Origin of the sequence: Labrys monachus, from assembly GCF_030814655.1 — a bacterium.
Classification (GTDB): domain Bacteria; phylum Pseudomonadota; class Alphaproteobacteria; order Rhizobiales; family Labraceae; genus Labrys; species Labrys monacha.
Map to the genome: position 1 here is coordinate 1,659,834 of NZ_JAUSVK010000001.1, position 16,717 is coordinate 1,676,550.

Consider the following 16,717-nt stretch of genomic DNA (forward strand, 5'->3'; position numbering starts at 1 on the left):
GAACGCCATCTGTCTCACATCGTTTCAAAGGCGGAAGCTCTGACCGAGCTCCGCCGGCCCGTGGCCGGCATCATCAAGCCAACATGTGAGGTGTCCTATGACAAGCCAGGGCGGAAGCCACGAGCAGCACGTGAAAGCGGGTCAGCAGAGCCACAAGAACAGCGGTTCCGCGCAGTCGTCCCATGGTTCGGGCAACGAAGATCAGTCGACTCGCGGCGGTTCGCACGAGCAGCATGTCCAGGCCGGACAGCAGAGCCACAAGAATACGGGTTCTGGGCAGATGTCCCAGGCCTCCGACAATGATGGCCGCTCGACTCGCGGCGGTTCGCATGAGCAGCACGTGAAGGCTGGTCAGCAGAGCCACAAGAACAGCTGACCGACATTGGCTGAGGCGGGGCCATCGGCCCCGCCTTTCCTTCGTGCTGGGCGTGGGCGCAATCCTGGCGGTGAAGGCCTGTCGGGACGTGATGAAGCCCCTGTTCATCCCATCGAATGATTGCCTCTCGGGCTAGCCGGCCAGGCAATCACAGAGGTGCAGGCGTCCCAAAAGGAGCGCGAGCCCCGCGACCCGTGCAGCCCGAGCCGTATCGCGCAGGGCCCATGACCTGGATCGAAGACCTGCGCCGAAGCGGCGCTCGCGACCGACCATCCAGATGGCATGTGCGGCGCGACGCCAGGCAATCGCCGCCCCTTCCTGTTGCTGCGGCGCACAATGCTGATGCGCGGCAACCTGCGTTATCCCAAGAATTTGCGGCTTCTCATCTGGACGGCGCCAGCACAAGCCGTCATGATGACGTTGCGGGCGCAAGATTCAGGCCTCTGGTTCGGCCGCGCTCGGCTGCCTTTCGGTCCTGACGGCAGCGCCTCTACGATTGCCCGGCCGGTTCGACTTGATGCGAATTCGGATACACAGAAGATAAACTTCTACGAATGGTTGTTCCATGCCGCAGCATATCCTTATCGCATGCATGCCGAAGTCCGGATCGACGTTCCTCTCGACTGCGGTCGCCTTCTCGGCGAAGTTGAAACGGGTCGATCTTGTACCGGACTACGGACGGCGCGAGCAGGAACTGTGCGAAATCCGCATGGTCGAGAATGCCGGCCTCGATTATGTCGCCCAGCATCATATCCGGCACAGCCAATGGAGCGAGAAGCTCTGCCGGGATTACGGCGTCTGTGTCGTGGTGCTGATCCGAAGCCTGTTCGACGTCGTCGTCAGCCTGCGCGATCATGTACGCCGGGAAAGCCCGGTCTGCTCGATGTTCTACCTCGAAAAAAAGCACGTCGATCGCAGCAATTCGGATATCGAGCGGATGGTGGCGACGCTGGCCATCCCCTGGTACGTCAATTTCTACATGGGCTGGCGGGGGAAGCGCGACGCCAGGATCGTCCTATATGAGGATCTCATCGCCGCCCCCGAGAAGACGGTTTGCGACATCCTCGACTATGCGGGCATCGCGGTCCGCGACGAGCAGGTCGCGGCCGGCGTCGCGCGGGCTTCCACGGGCGGGGGAGCCCGGCTGAACGTCGGCGTCGCCGGCCGGGGCCGCAGCCTCGACCCCGGCACGGTCTCGCTGATCATGGACATGCTGGCGATGTATCCGGAGATCGCGGACGACCCCTATGTCCGGATGATGAAACTGCAGGCCGATGCGATTCTCGCCTCTTCCTCCAAGACGGCGTCGGCGCCGATGCCCGTGGCCGCGGCGAGACCGGCCGTCCGTCATGTGAGAGGGCCTTTCCCGCAGCGGGCCGCCCGCTATCTGCGGAGAAAGTCGAGAATGCTCGGCAAGCCCCGAAACCAGTTCTTCGCCTGGGGGCTCCTGATATTCGCGCTGCTTTATTGCACGTTCTTCTACGATTTCATTCCGGACAACACGATCTTAGGCCGGCTCGACGACGTGCTGACCGCAACCGTCTGCGCCTTCGTCGCCGGAAAGCTGCTGACCCGCGTCCATATCAGGCGGGTTCCGATCGTCGCGGCCAGGCAAGCGCCGGCCGAGACGGTCACGCCGTGATACCGGGCCGGCCCTGTGCGGCCGGCCGCAGCCCCGTTGCCTGCGGCACCTGCGGCATCAGCCGCCGATGAGGCTCTCCGCCGTTACGTAAGCGAGATTGTGGGCGTCGGCGACGGGCCGGCAGGTGATCTGGCCCTCGGCGACGTTGAGGCCGTTGCGCAGATGCGGGTCCTCGGCGAGAGCCTTCTTCCAGCCCTTGTCGGCGAGGGCGACGGCGAAGGGCAGCGTCACGTTGTTGAGGGCGAAGGTCGAAGTCCGCGCTACCGCACCGGGCATGTTGGCGACGCAGTAATGCACCACGCCGTCGACGACATAGGTCGGATCGGAATGGGTGGTCGCCTTCGAGGTTTCGACGCAGCCGCCCTGGTCGATGGCGACGTCGACGATCACGGCACCCGGCTTCATCGTCCGCACCATGGCGTGGCTGACGAGCTTCGGCGCCGCGGCGCCCGGGACGAGCACGGTACCGATCAGCAGGTCGGCGCGCTTGACGAGTTCCTCGATCGCCGACCGGGTGGAGAACACGGTCGAGATCGAGGTGCCGAACTGGGTGGCGAGGCGCTTCAGCGCCTCGGCCGAGCGGTCGACGACGGTCACCTTGGCGCCCATGCCGACGGCGATGGTGGCGGCATGGGTACCGGAGACGCCACCGCCGAGGATGACCACCTCGGCCGCTGGGACGCCGGGAACGCCGCCGAGCAGCACGCCGCGGCCGCCCTGCGCCTTTTCGAGGCTGTGGGCGCCGACCTGCGGCGCGAGGCGGCCGGCGACTTCCGACATCGGCGTCAGCAGGGGCAGGGCGCCGGAATGGGACGTCACCGTCTCATAGGCGATGCAGATGGCGCCGGAGGCGACGAGGTCGTGGGTCTGCGCCGCGTCGGGGGCGAGATGCAGATAGGTGAAGAGGATCTGGCCCTGGCGCAGCTTCTTGCGCTCGGCGGCCAGCGGCTCCTTCACCTTCACGATCATTTCGGCCTCGGCGAAGATCCTGTCCGGGCCTTCGACGATGACGGCGCCGGCATTGGCATAGTCGGCATCCGCAAGCCCGGCACCGAGGCCGGCATGGGTCTCGACCATGACGGCATGGCCGTGATGCACCAATTCCGCCACCGAGGACGGAATGAGGCCGACGCGGAATTCATTGTCCTTGATCTCTTTCGGCACGCCGATGAGCATGATCTTTCCCCTGTCCGGATGTGTCGAGGCCGCCCTTGCCAGGCTTGCCGCGTGTGGCGAATATTAGGAGGAAGATCGCGCAATTTCCCGCCGAACATGTTGCTCCCGGGAGCAAAGGTTCGCATCTTATGCGGCAGATCCAATATAGGGCCGCATGAGATGCCAAGCCTCGTTTCCGCCCTCGATTCGCGCGATCGCGCCATCCTGCAGCTGTTGCAGGCGGACGGCCGGCTCACCAATGTCGACCTCGCCGAGCGGGTGAACCTGTCGCCTTCGGCTTGCCTCAGGCGGGTCAAGCTCCTGGAGGAGCGCGGGCTGATCGCGCGCTACGTCATGCTCCTGGATGAGAAGGCTGCGGGGCTGGCGGGCGTCGCCTTCGTGCTGATCACGCTGGACCAGCAGGGGCGCGGCGCTCTCGACGCCTTCGAGGCTGCGATCCAGCGCCATCCCGAAGTGACGGAGTGCTGCCTGCTGGCGGGCGCCGCCGACTATATGGTGCGCGTCGCCTATGCGGATGCGGCCGATTTCGAGCGCATCCACACCGAGATCCTGACCCAGCTTCCCGGCGTGGTCAGGGTGCAGTCGACCCTGGCGCTGCGCAGCGTCAAGAAGACGACGGCGCTGCCGGTATAGGCCGGGCGACGCGATGTCAGGCCCGGTGCGGTCACGGCTTGGGGTTGCTATCCATAGGTGACTTCAATCGGAACGACGCCGGCCTTCTCGCGATAGACCGGGCTCAGCGACTGCAAGGAGTCCGCGATCGAGGCGCTGATCTGTCGTGAAGCCTCGATGTCGCGATCGGATATTTGCGGAGGCATTCGATTGAAGAGATGAAGATCCAACAGCCTTTGGGCGAAGGCTCCGGGGCGGTATCGATACACGACGCCGGGTTGATCGAAAGCCGTGCCGACACGGCAGACAGCCTTGATTGCGTTGCCCAGCGCGGCGTCTTCTCCGCCGAAGCGGCGAAACAGGTCGTGTTCCGGAAAGCCCCCGCAGGCCAGCAATATGTCGCGGCGCACGATCATGTTTCCGGCGACGGTCATCTCCATGACGCGCCATGCCTTCGAGAAGCCGGGATGCGAGAGATAGGCCGGCGGCACGCCCAGCGGGCGCAGAGGCAGGCGGACCATCGCGAGTTCCGGCAGCCAATCGAAGGCCGCCGACGGGACATGGAGCGCATCGTGCTCATACCCGTCATCGGCATCGAGAAAAGCGATCAGGTCGCTTCGGCTGCGTCGGATACCTTCGTTGCGCGCTCTGGCGGCGCCGCCATTGGCCGGCTGCCGAACAAGCTGGATCCGGCCCGGATTGTCGCCGGCGAGGCGCTCCGCCACGTCCAGGCTCCCATCGGTCGAGTGGTCGTCGACGATCCAGACGGTGCCGCAGGCTTTCTGCGCGAGCGCACTGCGAACCGCCTTGGCCAGGGTCGCCTGTGCATCGTAGCAAGGCACGATCACATCGATCGATGCGGTTTTCATGCTCGCTTCTCGGCCTGCGCCGGCTATCGCCCGTCCGCGACGGTCACACCGTTTCCGTGCCCTTGATCTCGATGCCGAAGCCGCTGAGGCCGATATAGGTGCGCGGCTTGGTCGACAGCAGCTTGATCGAGGTGATGTCGAGATCCTTCAGGATCTGCGCCCCGATCCCCACTTCGCGCCATTGCTCGGCGCGCAACGCTTCGGCGCCTTGCTCCGATCCGTGCGACACGGTGGGCACGCCGACCGAGCCGTCGCGCAGATAGACGATGACGCCGCGGCCGGCCTCCTTGAATTTCGCCAGCGCGGTGTTGATCGTCTTGGCGCCGCCGAAGACATCCGTCACCACGTCGGCGCGGTGCAGGCGGGTCGGCACGTTCTCGCCGTCGCCGATCTTGCCGTAGACGAAGGCGAGGTGATGTACATTGTCGTAGGGGGTCGTGTAGGCATGAGCGGTCAGCGGGCCGATGTCGCTGTCCACCGTGAAGGTCGAGATGCGGTCGACGAGCTTTTCGCGGGCCTGGCGGAAGGCGATGAGATCGGCGATCGACACCATGTGCAGGCCGTGCTGCTCGGCGAAGGCGACGACTTCCGGCCCGCGCTTGACCGTGCCGTCGTCATTGGCGAGTTCGCAGATCGCCGCCACCTGCGGCAGTTCCGCCAGGCGGCAGAGATCGACGGCCGCCTCGGTATGGCCCGAGCGGATCAGCACGCCGCCGTCCTTGGCCACCAGCGGGAAGACGTGGCCCGGCCTGACGAAATCGGCGGCACCCATGTTGCCGTTGGACAGGGCGCGCACCGTGTTGGAGCGCTGCTCGGCGGAAATGCCGGTGGTGAGGCCGTGGCGCACGTCGATCGAGACGGTGAAGGCGGTGCCCAGCGGGGCGTCGTTCTGCGACACCATGGGATCGAGGCGCAGCCGCTTGGCCTCGGCCTGCGTCAGTGGCGCGCAGACGATGCCGCAGCAATGGCGGATGATGAAGGCCATCTTCTCGGGCGTGCAGTGGGAGGCTGCAATGATCAGATCGCCCTCGTTCTCGCGGTCGTCGTCGTCGACCACCACCACGATCTCGCCGCGGGCAAAGGCCTCGATGGCCGCTTGAATCGTCTGATGCGACACGAAAGTCTCCTTGGTGGGGGCGAGCCCCAGAAAATCGTTGGGGGTGACGGTGCCGCCGGTCGCCTCGGCGATGCGGCTGGCGGTCTCGCGCGAGATCCACGCCGTGTCGTCGTTGCACAGGGCGGTGATGCTGGCAGGGGAAAGCCCCACCGTCCGCGCGAAGGCGTTGCGCGGTGTCGCCGTCTGTTTGAGCCATGCATCCAGTTTCATGCCGGGAGAATAGGCATGGGCCCGTTCAATTTCAATGAAAATGAGCGGCGATTTCAGTGTGACTGAAATGCAGGGGCTTTCTCGCCGGACGGGAGGGTCGATCACCGATCGACCTCTTCCTCTCCCGCGAGCCCGGCGTGTCCCAAAAGGCGATCGGTGATCGCCTCTCCGTTTCAGACTCCGATATAGATCCGCACCGTCGGCCAGGCGAAATCGATCGCCAGCCCTACGGCGATACCGGCGGCGAAGGTCGCCAAATAGAGCCAGAATGTCGGATCCCGGTGCCATTCCGGCGGCGCGTTGTTGCGCAATTTCAGCATCATCGACAGCGGCAGGGATTCCCGGGCGATCGGCGCGAGCGCGGCGTGAAGCGCCTCGCTCTGGCGTTGCCAGGCCGCCGCGCGCTCGCTGGTCTGCGGATCGGCTTCGAGGGCGAGGCGCGTCTCCCTCTCGACGCGGGGCGACAGGCGCTCGTCGACCAGCGCATTGAACATGCGGTCGGGGATCTGGCCGGGCTCGCTCATTTGACGATCCTGAGAATCGTGTGGCGCTCGCCGTCGATCTGGCGGGCGAAGGCCGCGCGCGCCCGGGTGAGGCGGGCGATGAAGGCCTCCTCGCGCAAGGCGAGAACCGCAGCCGCATCCTCATAGCTCAGCCGCTCGACGCTGATCAGCGCGATCACCTCGCGGTCCTGCAGGGAGAGGTGCTCGAAGACGCGCAGGATGTCGGGACGGCTGCCCGTCTTCGGGACGGGCCGGGCCTGCCTCTGGTGGGTCTGGAGTTCCTCCTGGTCGCGTCGTCGGGCAATGATGAAGGTGAGTATGCGGTGGAAGTCCATCCGCTTGTCCTCGGTCGCGGCGAGCGCTTCGAGGACCAGCGCATCCGCGCCGGCGGTGTCCTGCGTCAGCGCCCGGGCGAAACGCCGCAGGCGCTGCACCATGACTTCGATCTGTTGGCCCATCGGTCGATCCCTCCGGCCATCCTGGTCTTTCCGGGTTCGCGACGCGGATGACACAGCTGTCCGAGGCCCCACCGAGACCTCGCCATTGCGGACATACTACTGCGAGCCGGTGTTTCGTCCAAGTATTGGATGATGTCTTTTGTTCCAAGCCGCAGCTAGAAGCCCGGCATGGTTATTATCGTGCTCAGCAGCAGCAGGCCGAGGCCGAGCGAGAACACCGCCAGGGCCAGGCAGGTCTCCAGGCTGCGCACGGCGACGGCGGCGCCGAAGCTCTCGGGCGCGGCGAGGCGCACCGCCAGTCCCTTCGCGGTCACGGCGACGAGGGCGATGGCCGCGATGGTGCAGGCGGTGCCCAGACCCATGACGAAGGTGGAGGCGATGCCGACGCCGTAGACGTCGAGCTTCCATGCGAGCACGAGCACGACCAGCGCGCCGGTGCAGGGCCTCAGCGAGGCGAGGAGGATGGCCCGGATGCTGTTGCGCCGGGCGGCAGCGGTGTCGGGCGGCATGGCGAAATGGCCGCAATCGGCGCCATGGACATGGACATGCCCGCCCGGCAGCCCGTACCGGGCGGCGACCAGGCCCCAGAGCGCGCCGCCCTTGCGCCAGAGGAGCCAGGCCCCGATCGCCATCACCATGAGATTGGAAAGCCGCTCCAGCGCCAGCGTGGTATTGTCCATGACCGCGGCGGTCGCGTTGAAGAACGCCGTGAGGACGGTGACGATGACGACGGCCGACACCGCCTGGACCAGCGCGAAGGCGAAGGACAGCATGACGCCCTTCTTCACCGCCTCGTCATTGGCGAAGAGGTAGGAGGAGATCACCGCCTTGCCGTGTCCGGGCCCGGCGGCGTGGAACACCCCGTAGATGAAGCTCGCGGTGATCAGGCCCCAGCCCAGCGTGCCGTGGCGCTTGGCCTCGACCACCAGCGTGTTGATCTGGCGGTTGAACTCGGCGGTCTGGACATAGATCCAGGCGAAGAAGGGGTTGGCGAGCCCGGGCAGGTTCGCCTCGGGCTGGGTGACGCCGAAGGGCGAATTGCGCTGCGCCCAGGCATGGCCGGCGCCGAGCAGCAGGGCGAGGACGAAGCAGGGCAGGGCGATGGCGGCCCAGCGCAGGCGCCCGCCGGCATGGGAACTCACGGGCAGTTCACCAGGATGTTGTTGGCGAATTGCGCCCCGAAATTCTTGTTGGCGTCGAGCGCGCTGAAATAGGCCTCGTCGAGCTGCAGGGCGGCCGCCTTCTGGGCGTCGCTCGGCGGTCTCGGGCGGTGCACGTCGAGGAGGCAGCCCTGCGGCGCTCCCGAGATGCGGGCCGGGTCGGTCTCGGCCAGCTCGAAATCGACATAGTAGGTGGGGTCGTAGATCTGGAGGGCCAGGGCCTTGCGGCTCTGCATCTGCGGCGACGACAGCGGGAGGAAGAAATGCAGCGTCAGCACGTTGTTGGCGTAGTCGAGGTAATAATCGACGGGATCGCGGAACAGGAGATCCTTGCCGCCGAGCTTGGCGAAGGTGAAATAGCCGAATTCCTTGAGGTTCTCGACATTGGTCTGGGCGAGAGGCGCGAGCGCCTGGCGCGTATAGCCGCCGTCGGAGCCCTGCTCGAGCCCCTGCGTCGCATAGGCGGAGAACGCTTCGTCGAAGGTCCAGCTCTGCTTCACGCCGGTGACGCGGCCCTGCTGGTCGTAGACGATATCGCTGGCCGAGGTCACGAAGACATGCGGATGGGCGCTCGCCGTACCGGCAAGGCAGCCAAGAAGGAGAATGCCGAGAAGGAGGGCGCGCATCGAGCTCCGGGACCCATCAGGGGAATGTGCCGGGGATCGCGGTGATTCACGGCAGTGGGAACCTAATCGCCCGACTGGGGCGGAACGATGACGCCGGCGGCGGGCGGATGGGCGCACGCCGGCGTTGCCGCACGCGGAGGCGCCGGTCAGCTTCCCCCGCGCAGGGGCGCCACCGCGACGATGCGGAAGCGCTGGTTCCCGTCCTGCCGGAAGAGGCCGAGCCTGTCGAGCTGCAGCGCAGGGGCGACGTCGAGCGCCTCCGCACGGGCCTGCAGCAGATCCGCGAGCGCGGCGGCGCCCTCGACCGCCCCGGTCAGGGTCATGTGGAAGCGGAACTCCTCCAGCACATAGGGATAGCCATGCGCGTCGAGATAATGGCGCTGGCGCTCGTTCAGCCGCCCGGGATTGCGCCTGGCCACCTCCGCCGGCGTCAGGGGGCTCCGCCAGGCGTCGAAATGACGGACGATCGCGCCCTCGAGGGCGGCCAGGGCCGGCGGCGGCGAGGCCGGCACCAGCGCCAGGAAGGCGCGGTTCGGGCTGGACGAGGCGATCGGCCGGATGGCGCGCGGCCCCAGGGCGACCGGCGCGTGCCCGCCCGCGAAAGCCTCGAGGGCCGCCAGCAGACCGGCCTCGCTCCGGTCTTCGGCGAGCCGGAACGGGGCCTTGAGCGTGGCGTGGAAGCCGTAGAGCCGCGGATCGGCCGTCATGACGTGCCAGGCCTCGGAGGCATGGCCCGGCGGGCACCATTGCGGGACGTCCAGGCCCGTATAGGCGTCATGACCCAGGATTTCGCAACCGAAGCGCCACAGCGCCGTGTCGGCGCCGGGCACGAAGTAGATCGCGTAGCGTGTCGCCATGCCGTGCTTCCGTCGGAGTTCGGGGAGGGGATCGGGGGGACTGGCTGCGCCCTCCTACACCCCGAGCGCTCCGCCATCCGAGCGCGGATCATGGGCGGCGTCGATGCGGCCGCTCGCCGGATGGCGGACCAGCGCACCGGAATGGCCGAAGGAATCGGCATAGGGTGCATCGATCACCGCCACCGGGTGGCCGGCCCGATCGAGGGCGTTCAGGAGACCCTCGTCGAAGCGGTTCTCCATGCGCAGGACCGGCTTTTTGCCGCTGGCGTCGCGGCCGAGGATGAAGCGCGGGGCGTCGAGCGCCTCGGCGAGGCTCGCGCCGAAGCGGAAGCGCGAGAAGGTCTGCGCCAGGATCTGCGGCTGCGCGTCGCCGCCCATGGTGCCGTAGGGCATGACGCGGCCGTCGTCGAACAGCGCCGTGGCCGGGCTCAGCGTATGGAAGGGAAGGCGGCCGGGCGCGAGCGGGTTGAGGGCGCGCGGGTCGAGCGAGAAGGACATGCCCCGGTTCTGCATCAGGAGGCCGGTCCGCGGCAGCACCATGCCCGAGCCGTAATCCCAGAACACCGACTGGATATAGCTGACGGCGATGCCGTCGCGGTCGATCGCGCCCATCCAGATGGTGTCGCCATCCGCGCCGGGCAGGGGAGTCGTGCCGGCCCGCGTCATCGAGATGCCGCCGGCTTCGCGGTCGAGGAAGGCGGGGGTGAGATAGGATGCCGGGTCGACCGTCATGATGGCGGGGTCGGCGATCACCCGGTCCCGCACCGCGGTCGCCCGCTTGATCGCCTCGACGAGGCCGTGGATATGCTCGAAGCCGCCCCCCCGCTTGACGCCCAGGCGCTCGAACAGGCTCATGATGATCAGGGCGGACAGGCCCTGGGTCGGCGGCGGGCCGTTGTAGAGCGTCGCGCCTTCGATGCGCACGCCCAGCGGCTCGCGGACGCGGGCCTCGAAGCGCTGGAGGTCCTCGCGGGTGACGAAGCTTCCCGCCCTGTCGAGGTCGGCCGCGATCTCGCGACCGACGTCGCCGCGATAGAAATCCTCGAGGCCGGCATGCACCAGCTGCTCCAGCAGCCCCGCCAGCGCGGGCTGCTTCATCGTCTCGCCGGCGGCGAGCGGCTTTCCGTCCTTCATGAAAGCGTCGGCAAAGCCCGGCGCGGTCTTCAGCCCATCATATTCGCGCGGCTCGACCCGCGCCTGCGACGGCGACACCGGCACGCCTTCGCGGGCATGGCGGATCGCATCCTCCAGGAGGAGCTCGAGAGGGAGCTGTCCGCCGAAGGCCTTGGCCATCTCGCGGGCGACCTGCCAGCCGCCGACGGCGCCGGGTACGGTGAGGGCGGCCAGCGCCCCCCGTGCCGGGATGGTGTCGTGGCCGAGTTCGCGATAGGCGGCGATGGTGGCCCCGGCGCCGGCCGGGCCGCAGGCCTGGATGAAGCGTACGCGCTTGCGGGTGTCCGTCACCAGCCAGAAGCCGTCGCCGCCGAGGCTGTTCATATGCGGATAGACCACGCCCACCGTCGCGGCCATGGCGATCATCGCTTCGATGGCGTTGCCACCCTGGATGAGGATGCGCTGGCCGGTTTCGCAAGCCAGCTGGTGTGGCGCGGCGACGGCGGCATGTCCAAAGGCGGGCGTTTCCATAGGCGGGTCTTCCTGTGATCCGTTGTGCGGAGGATGCGCCGGCAAAGAGGCGCTGATCCTGTTGGGCGTAGCAAAGCGCATCGCCATGGTATAGAGGCTTAGTGACACTCGCCGGAACCTGCCATGCCCAGCCCTGACAAATCGATCAATTGGACGAGCCTGATCACGATCGCCTCCGCCGCCGTCCTCATCGGCACGGAACTTCTCGGGGCCGCATGGGCCTCGGGATGGGCGCTGGCCGGATTCTTCCAGCTTGGACCGACCTTCGAGACGATCCTGCAAGCCGTGTTCGGGCTCTGCGCCATCTATGCGATAGTCGTCTTCCTGCGGCAGGCCACCCGCGTCGAGCCGATCTTCAAGCGGGGCTGACGGGGGCCTGGCATGCATGAGGGATCGACCGCCGGCGGCGTTTCCACCCCCTATCCCCGCGACATGCGCGGCTATGGCCGCACGCCGCCCGACCCGCGCTGGCCAGGCGGGGCAAAGGTGTGCGTCCAGTTCGTGATGAACTACGAGGAGGGCGGAGAGAACAACGTCCTGCACGGCGACCCCCATTCGGAGGCCTTCCTCTCCGACATCATGGGCGCGACCAACTGGCCGGGGCAGCGCCATTGGAACATGGAATCCATCTACGAATATGGCGCCCGGGCCGGCTTCTGGCGGCTGTGGCGCCTGTTCACCAGCCGGGACGTGCCGGTGACCGTCTACGGCGTCGCGACCGCACTGCAGCGCTCGCCGGAGCAGGTGGCGGCGATGCGGGAAGCCGGCTGGGAAATCGCCAGCCACGGCCTGAAATGGATCGAATACAAGGACGTGCCGCCGGATGTCGAGCGCGCCCATCTGCGCGAAGCCGTCGCCCTCCACCGCGAGGTGACCGGCGAGCGGCCGCTCGGCTTCTATCTGGGCCGCTGCTCGATGAACACCAACGACCTCGTGATGGAGGAGGGCGGCTTCCTCTATTCCTCCGACAGCTATGCCGACGATCTGCCCTATTGGGTCGACGGGCCGAAGGGGCCGCACCTGATCATCCCCTATACGCTCGAGGCCAACGACATGCGGTTCGCCACCGCGCAGGGCTTCAACACCGGCGAGCAATTCTTCACCTATCTGAAGGACACGTTCGACGTGCTCTACCGGGAAGGCATGGAGGGGGCGCCCAAGATGTTCACCGTCGGCCTGCATTGCCGGCTGGTGGGACGGCCCGGCAAGTCGGCTGCGCTGGAACGTTTCGTCGACTATGTCCGGGCGCATGACGGCGTCTGGATCGCCAGGCGCGTCGAGATTGCGCGCCATTGGCGGGCGGTCCACCCTGCGGGGTGACCTCGGGGACAGGCGGATGCGGGGCAGCGTCGCCAACCGTCTGCTCCTTGCCGGCCTGCGCCTCCTGCGGGTCAAGACCTGGGCGAGCCCGGCGACGCTGGAGGCCATCGTCAGGCTCAGCCGCCGGAGCGGCGCCGCCAGGCCGTCGCGCCGCCTGCGTGCCTTGTGCGAGGTCAGGAGCGGCAAGGTCCACGGCGATCTCGTCTACCGCCTGACACCGCGGGGGCGGAGCATTCCGTTCCATGTCTTCTTCCTGCATGGCGGCGCCTATTCGATCGATATCGGCTTCGTCCACTGGCAATTCATCGAAAGCCTGATTCGCCTGACCGGCTGCGCGGTGACGGTGCCGCTCTATCCGCTCGCGCCGGAACATGGCTCGAAGGAGGCGCTGGCGAGCGCCCAGGCGCATTACCGGGACCTCGTCGGCCGGGCCGGGCCGGACAGGATCGTGCTGATGGGCGATTCGGCGGGAGGAGGCCTGTCGCTCGCCCTGGCGCAGGCGTTGCCCGGTGCCGGCCTGCCGCAGCCGGCACGCATCGTCCTGCTCTCGCCCTGGCTCGACCTGACGATGAGTGATCCGGCCACCCTGACGCATGAGGAGGCCGGCCACGATCCCGTGCTGAAGATCGAGGCAGCCCTCGCGGCGGCCCGCATGTATGCCGGCGAGATGCCGCTCGACGACCCGCGCCTCAGCCCGATCAACGGCGTGCTGACGGGACTGGCGCCCATCACCGTGCTGACCGGCACGCATGATATCCTCAACCCCGATGCGAGACGCTTCGCCGAGCGGATGAGGGCCGAAGGACAGGCCGTCGACCTCATCGAATATGCCGGCATGGTGCATGCCTGGATGCTGCTGCCCCTGCCCGAGGCCCACCAGGCGCGTGAACAGGTCGCCGATATCCTGATCCGGCAGTTCCCGCCGGCAGACGAGAGAAAATAGCGATTCCATCGAATCGCAACCTTCGCCAACGTTTGTTTCCAAATCGCCTTCCTGCTCGAAGGGCCTGCCGGACCGGCGGGAGGATTCAAGGTCAGAGCCTCGGCCGCCCGCCCGAGGCCTTTTTGATGCGATCCTGTGATCCGGATCCTCTCGTCGCCCTATAATCGACATGAGGCCCGAATGTATACGCGGCCGGTCCGTGCTGTGCGTTTTCGCACATCGCTGACGGCCCGATCCCAATTAACGGTTGGCCGTCGGCAGGGCGTGCCTGTCGCGACGGGCCTTGCCGATGTTGTTGGGGGAAATTTGATGTTTTATCGTACTATACGCGGGGATACCGACGACGCCGAGATGTCCGAGCCCGGCATTGCCGATCTGCATCGTGTCTACATGTCGTCGATCCGCCAGCACCAGCATCTTCTCAACGAGTTGTGCTCCACCTTGTCGAAGCTCGGCGTCGCCATCGACAATTCCCCGCTGAACTCGCAGGAGCGTGTCGCTCTTTCCGCCGGCATCGAACGCCATGTCGATCTCGCCCGCGGGATCATCGCCGGGATCGACGATGTCCTGACCTATTCGGCACCGACACGTCCGGCGGTCGCGCATTGAGGCCGCGGCGCGCCGCGCTCTGTTGCGGCCGTTTGATCCGGCCGGTCGCTCGTGCCGGTAGACCTCGCGCGGAGCCGAATGGCAGGGCCGGCACGCGGCGAGGCCCCGCGCCCGGACGGGGGAAACCCTATCGCCAAGTGCCGAGGATTTCGGCGCGACATGCCTCGGCTTTTGTGTTTCAAATCAGGCGGAATCGTCGACATGCGGCGGCGATTCGTCTTGAGCGGTTGCGTATGATATTGGCAACACTCGGAATTTTTTGTGCGGACGGCGTTGACACCGCGCGGGCAAATCTTTTTCGTAAGGTACGGTCAGTTAAACGCCACGTTAACCATATTTTTGTTCGATGGCCTGGCAGAGGCCATGATCTTATTCGGGGGATGTCATGAAATTCGTTCAGCTTGCGCTGTTCGCCGCTATGTCGGCAAGTTTGGGCAGTTGCATGTATGCGTCGACGCCGGACCCGCAACTGTCCCAGCGCGACGCGGAATTCATGGCGCTGATTCCCAATGCGGAGCCGGACAGGATGTTCGCCCGCTACATGGTCGACAATACGACGGGCGAGCCGGCCGGCGTCATCGTCGTCGAGACCCATCAGCATCTGCTCTATTATACGATGCCGGACAACAAGGCGATGCGCTACGGCGTGGCGCTGGGCAATGAGAGCTTCGGGTGGACGGGCGAGGCGGTCGTCGACCACAAGGCCGAATGGCCGGCCTGGAACCCGCCGGCCGAGATGATCGCGCGCTGGCCGCAGGTGCACCAGACCGCCGGCGGATGGACCAATCCTCTCGGCGCCAGGGCCCTTTATCTCTTCCAGAACGGCAAGGACACGCTCTATCGCATCCATGGCACCAACGAGCCGGAAAAGATCGGGCGCAGCGTTTCCTCCGGCTGCATCCGCATGCGCAATATCGACGTGATCGACCTGTTCAACCGGGTTCCCGTCGGCACGAAGGTGATCGTGCGATAGACATTCCGCGGCGGACCCTGGCGTCGGGCCCGCAATATCCCGACGCGCCGGACGGTCACGGCGTTGGAGCGCATTCTCTTTTGGAACGCTGGGGAATCGGTACCGCGTCGACATCCGCGATGCATCGCCGCGCCGAGGAGGCGTGCAGTCCGAGCGGGAACGCGAGCAAATTGCGATCTCATCGCATCGCAATTTGCTCCGGCTTATTGCTTCGACGCATGTTCTCAGCTGAAAAGTCCGTCGACTTTTCTGGCAGATGCTCTGGGCGAGCCCGCCGGGACTGCGCTTACGACTGCGCCATCTGCTGCAGGCGGCTCACCAGCGTCTCCGCACTCATCTGGCGCGGCGAATCGGTTTCCTTCCGCCCGACGCCGACCGCTGCCGCAAGCGCCGGCATGGCGATCTTGCCGTAACGATCCTCGAGCTTTTCGGGCTTCGGTCGCGCCGGCTGCTGCGGACGGGTTCCTTCGCTATCCATGATCTGATCCTCGACCTCGTGACCGCCCAGGGTGCGGCGGATGCAACCCTGGATGGAATTCGCTTCTAAATTACGAGCCTGCTTCGTTTTTTTCACGACGAATCCGCGACGCGGATGCTCCGTTTGCGACATTCGTCCGATTTTATCGGTGCGGTGTCGCATTTTCGTCACATGTCGGATGTGCCGCGCCGCACGCAGCGGTCCGGCCGGCACGACCGGGTACCGGTAGCCGCTGTCACGATAGGCCGGAAGCGAGGCGAAGGTTGATCAGGCCGCGACGTCGTCGTCGCGAAGGCAGGCCGGAAGTTCGTGTCGCGGTTTGTCCACCGGGCGTTCCTCGCGCGAGACCTGGGCCGCCGCGGCGGCGACCGCCGGAATGCCGATGGCGCGGTAGAGATGTTCGAGCCGCTCCCGGGCATGGCCGGGCGGGGGGGCTGTCGGGACCGGGATATCGCTGGGCCGGGCCGGGATATCGCTGGACTTGGTCATGGTGTACTCCATACGCAACTGCACGCTTGACTTGTCTTCAACCTGATGGCGCTTTGAAGCGAAGCAAGGGCAGTACTGTGGACATTTGACGGCGAAGCCCATCCCTCAAGCAGGGGCGTCCGATGGGGGTTCCCGTCTGTTTATGAGGTGATGTTGCGCCTTCCGCCGTGAATATTCCATGAACCGGCCTCGCCGCCGTCAGGCCCCGGCGAGGCCCTGTCATGCCCGGGGGAGCGCCCAGGGCTCCGTGCTGGTCACGGTCCACAGCCCTTCCTTCTGGCAGGCCTTGCCTTGATACCATTGCGTGGCGGCCGCATCGGCGAGGGCGGCGACGAAGCTTCGGCACCGAATCTTGTTCTCGTTGAAGGCATCGGCGACGGGCGTCACCGAGCCGTGCGTATTGGCCGAGGTGTTGGCCCACAGGATCGACTGGCCGGGATTGCGGGCATCCATGGCGGCCTGGAGGGCAGCCTTGGTCTGCTCCCAGTCGGCCTGGTTCATGGTGGCGTTCAAGCGGATGTCGGGTGCGGGGATCGAACCGGTGGGGGTGTTGTCACCGGCGGATCCGAAGATGGGCCCCAGCGGCGTCGAAATGGCGCAGCCGGCCAAAATAACGCAACCGGCGAGCGCCGCCAGTGGGATGAAGGCGCATCGC

19 protein-coding genes and 1 pseudogene are annotated in these 16,717 nt (G+C 66.4%); 8 read left to right on the forward strand and 12 right to left on the reverse strand.

The features are described 5' to 3' along the window. The first annotated feature begins 97 nt into the window (after positions 1 to 97). Positions 98 to 376 carry a hypothetical protein gene (locus J3R73_RS07450; RefSeq protein ID WP_307424472.1) on the forward strand — a complete coding sequence of 93 codons (279 nt, stop codon included), beginning with the start codon at positions 98 to 100 and terminating at the stop codon, positions 374 to 376. A gap of 565 nt (positions 377 to 941) precedes the next feature. Then, positions 942 to 2,018 (forward strand): sulfotransferase domain-containing protein, encoded by a 1,077-nt coding sequence (locus J3R73_RS07455; RefSeq protein ID WP_307424475.1) that lies wholly within the window; start codon positions 942 to 944, stop codon positions 2,016 to 2,018. A gap of 57 nt (positions 2,019 to 2,075) precedes the next feature. Here the strand turns inward: J3R73_RS07455 and ald are convergent, their stop codons facing one another. Continuing rightward, positions 2,076 to 3,194, reverse strand: a complete 1,119-nt coding sequence (gene ald, locus J3R73_RS07460; protein ID WP_307424478.1) for an alanine dehydrogenase — start codon at positions 3,192 to 3,194, stop codon at positions 2,076 to 2,078. A gap of 159 nt (positions 3,195 to 3,353) precedes the next feature. Between ald and J3R73_RS07465 the strand changes: the two genes are divergently transcribed. After that, positions 3,354 to 3,827 carry an Lrp/AsnC family transcriptional regulator gene (locus J3R73_RS07465; RefSeq protein WP_307424481.1) on the forward strand — a complete coding sequence of 158 codons (474 nt, stop codon included), beginning with the start codon at positions 3,354 to 3,356 and terminating at the stop codon, positions 3,825 to 3,827. A gap of 47 nt (positions 3,828 to 3,874) precedes the next feature. Here the strand turns inward: J3R73_RS07465 and J3R73_RS07470 are convergent, their stop codons facing one another. The 8 genes from J3R73_RS07470 to J3R73_RS07505 all read right to left on the reverse strand — a co-directional run bounded on the left by J3R73_RS07470 (position 3,875) and on the right by J3R73_RS07505 (position 11,250). After that, positions 3,875 to 4,675, reverse strand: a complete 801-nt coding sequence (locus J3R73_RS07470) for a glycosyltransferase family 2 protein (RefSeq protein WP_307424483.1) — start codon at positions 4,673 to 4,675, stop codon at positions 3,875 to 3,877. A 43-nt stretch (positions 4,676 to 4,718) separates the two neighbouring features. Further along, positions 4,719 to 6,002 (reverse strand): 3,4-dihydroxy-2-butanone-4-phosphate synthase, encoded by a 1,284-nt coding sequence (gene ribB / locus J3R73_RS07475; protein WP_307424486.1) that lies wholly within the window; start codon positions 6,000 to 6,002, stop codon positions 4,719 to 4,721. 173 nt (positions 6,003 to 6,175) lie between these two features. Further along, the gene (locus J3R73_RS07480) at positions 6,176 to 6,526 is read right to left on the reverse strand and encodes an anti-sigma factor (protein WP_307424488.1); all 351 of its coding nucleotides are present in this window, start codon (positions 6,524 to 6,526) and stop codon (positions 6,176 to 6,178) included. Beyond that, entirely contained in the window at positions 6,523 to 6,963 is a 441-nt protein-coding gene (locus J3R73_RS07485; protein ID WP_307424493.1) for a sigma factor-like helix-turn-helix DNA-binding protein, read from the reverse strand. The genes J3R73_RS07480 and J3R73_RS07485 overlap by 4 nt, the downstream gene beginning before the upstream one ends. A gap of 155 nt (positions 6,964 to 7,118) precedes the next feature. Next, a complete protein-coding gene (locus J3R73_RS07490; RefSeq protein ID WP_307424497.1) occupies positions 7,119 to 8,105 on the reverse strand; it encodes a nickel/cobalt transporter in 987 nt (328 codons plus the stop codon). Further along, positions 8,102 to 8,749: a DUF1007 family protein gene (locus J3R73_RS07495; protein ID WP_307424500.1), complete on the reverse strand. Its 648-nt coding sequence runs from the start codon at positions 8,747 to 8,749 to the stop codon at positions 8,102 to 8,104. The genes J3R73_RS07490 and J3R73_RS07495 overlap by 4 nt, the downstream gene beginning before the upstream one ends. Positions 8,750 to 8,895: 146 nt before the next feature. Then, entirely contained in the window at positions 8,896 to 9,606 is a 711-nt protein-coding gene (locus tag J3R73_RS07500) for a DUF1045 domain-containing protein (RefSeq protein WP_307424503.1), read from the reverse strand. A 54-nt stretch (positions 9,607 to 9,660) separates the two neighbouring features. Continuing rightward, entirely contained in the window at positions 9,661 to 11,250 is a 1,590-nt protein-coding gene (locus tag J3R73_RS07505; protein ID WP_307424506.1) for a gamma-glutamyltransferase family protein, read from the reverse strand. A gap of 123 nt (positions 11,251 to 11,373) precedes the next feature. On the opposite strand from J3R73_RS07505, the gene J3R73_RS07510 reads away from it, so the two are divergent. The 5 genes and pseudogenes from J3R73_RS07510 to J3R73_RS07530 all read left to right on the forward strand — a co-directional run bounded on the left by J3R73_RS07510 (position 11,374) and on the right by J3R73_RS07530 (position 15,095). Continuing rightward, complete coding sequence (locus J3R73_RS07510) at positions 11,374 to 11,619, forward strand: hypothetical protein (RefSeq protein ID WP_307424510.1); 246 nt, start codon at positions 11,374 to 11,376, stop codon at positions 11,617 to 11,619. Between the two features lie 12 nt (positions 11,620 to 11,631). Beyond that, positions 11,632 to 12,558, forward strand: a pseudogene (puuE, locus tag J3R73_RS07515) (allantoinase PuuE); the annotation flags it as partial. Between the two features lie 28 nt (positions 12,559 to 12,586). Continuing rightward, complete coding sequence (locus J3R73_RS07520) at positions 12,587 to 13,513, forward strand: alpha/beta hydrolase (RefSeq protein ID WP_307424513.1); 927 nt, start codon at positions 12,587 to 12,589, stop codon at positions 13,511 to 13,513. 309 nt (positions 13,514 to 13,822) lie between these two features. Next, on the forward strand, positions 13,823 to 14,122 hold the full coding sequence (locus J3R73_RS07525) for a hypothetical protein (protein WP_307424517.1): 300 nt from the start codon (positions 13,823 to 13,825) through the stop codon (positions 14,120 to 14,122). Between the two features lie 442 nt (positions 14,123 to 14,564). Beyond that, positions 14,565 to 15,095 (forward strand): L,D-transpeptidase, encoded by a 531-nt coding sequence (locus J3R73_RS07530; protein WP_307424519.1) that lies wholly within the window; start codon positions 14,565 to 14,567, stop codon positions 15,093 to 15,095. Positions 15,096 to 15,381: 286 nt separating this feature from the next. On the opposite strand, the gene J3R73_RS07535 is transcribed toward J3R73_RS07530, so the two are convergent. From J3R73_RS07535 to J3R73_RS31620, 3 genes are all read right to left on the reverse strand, one after another. After that, positions 15,382 to 15,669 carry a hypothetical protein gene (locus J3R73_RS07535; protein ID WP_307424523.1) on the reverse strand — a complete coding sequence of 96 codons (288 nt, stop codon included), beginning with the start codon at positions 15,667 to 15,669 and terminating at the stop codon, positions 15,382 to 15,384. A gap of 171 nt (positions 15,670 to 15,840) precedes the next feature. Continuing rightward, positions 15,841 to 16,062, reverse strand: coding sequence for a hypothetical protein (locus J3R73_RS07540; RefSeq protein ID WP_307424526.1), 222 nt, complete (start codon positions 16,060 to 16,062; stop codon positions 15,841 to 15,843). A 219-nt stretch (positions 16,063 to 16,281) separates the two neighbouring features. Then, positions 16,282 to 16,575 (reverse strand): RT0821/Lpp0805 family surface protein, encoded by a 294-nt coding sequence (locus J3R73_RS31620; RefSeq protein ID WP_503128787.1) that lies wholly within the window; start codon positions 16,573 to 16,575, stop codon positions 16,282 to 16,284. Positions 16,576 to 16,717 lie beyond the last annotated feature (142 nt).